This is a genomic window from Alcanivorax sp. HI0083 (assembly GCF_001635175.1).
In genome coordinates, this window is the sequence record NZ_LWFX01001746.1 from 1 (window position 1) to 1,377 (window position 1,377).

Below are 1,377 nucleotides of genomic sequence, written 5' to 3' on the forward strand. Positions count from 1 at the left end.
AGCAGGGGCTGTTGTAGGAGCCATGCTCGCATGGCGAACCTCACGAAACGAAGCACAAGCACCACAGGGCGAGAAGGCGTATCCGATTCCTCAGGTGAGATTCCGGAGGATCCTGCAACGCCTTTTCCTCGCTAGGGCTCGGTTCGCCATGCAAGCATGGCTCCTACATTGCCTTTCAATAACGTGTATCCGGCACCAGCGCGTCGCTGCGGCCTTCCAGGTCCGGCTGGTAGATGTTCAGAGTTTCCGTGTCCGACAACCACTGGTTGATGGCCGCCAGGTCGCCCTGCTGCAGGTCGCCGGTGGTGGATTTCAGGGTCAGGGAGTTGATGATGTAGTCGTAACGGGCGTTGGCATAGTCGCGCTCGGCGGCGTACAGCGCCTGTTGGGCGTTGAGCACGTCGACCACGTTACGGGTGCCCACTTCGTAGCCGGACTGGGTGGCTTCCAGGGCGGAACGGGTGGAGCGGATCGCCTGGCGGCGGGCTTCCACGCGCAGGGCGTCGGCTTCCACGGTGCGGTAGAACGTGCGCGCCTGCTGGCTGATGTCGCGAATCGTCTGCTGGTACCGCTGGCCGGCGGCGTCGGCGAGCAGGGCCGCCTGCTTGCGCTGGCTGTTGAGGCCGCCACCGCGGAACAGCGGCACGGTTACTTCAATGCCGATAGTCTTTGAATTAGTGTCCGGTTGCGTCGAGTAGAATTGCGTGAGTTGATTGCCGGGATCGCCTCCCGAGACGCTTGGATCGGTATTGTGGTTGTGCTGATACTCAGCGAACAATTGAACCTTTGGAAGCATGGCCCCCAGTTGTCGGTCGGCCGTAAAACCCGCTGCTTTGGCGCTGTAGCGGGCGGCGAGAATCTGCGGATTCTGGTACGCGGCCTTATCGATCCAGGCATTCATTTTTGACGGTTGCGGCCCCTCCATCGGCAGATTGTCGCGCAACTCCGCCAGCGTCTCCCATTTACGACCAGTGAGTGTTTCTAACTGGTCGCGGGCGATATCGAATTCCTGCTCGGCGACGATCAGGTTCACCCGGGCCAGGTCGTAGGCGGCGCGCGCTTCTTCCACATCGGTGCTGGCCACCAGGCCCACGTCGAAACGTTCCTGGGATTGTTCCAGCTGCCGGCTGATCGCCTTCTCCTCGGCCTGGGCGGACACCAGGGTGTCCCAGGCGCGCAGCACGCCGAAGTAGCCCTGCGCCACGCGCAGCACGAAATCCTGGCGGGACTGGTAGAACTCGGCCTGGGCTACGGAGGTCAGCGACTTGGCTTCCTTGTAGCCGTAGAAGGCATCCAGGCGGAACAGCGGTTGCGTTAGCGTCACCGAGGTGGAACGAGATCTACCGTCTATCTCCAGGTCACCCGTCGATTCGTAGG

Annotated in this window: 1 protein-coding gene; it reads right to left on the bottom strand. The window is 61.9% G+C overall.

Annotation, left to right across the window (positions count from 1 at the left end; all coding sequences use genetic code 11):
• Positions 1-175: 175 nt before the first annotated feature.
• The coding region (locus A3754_RS25405) for a TolC family outer membrane protein (protein ID WP_063521691.1) at positions 176-1,377 on the bottom strand (1,202 nt) is incomplete at its 5' end.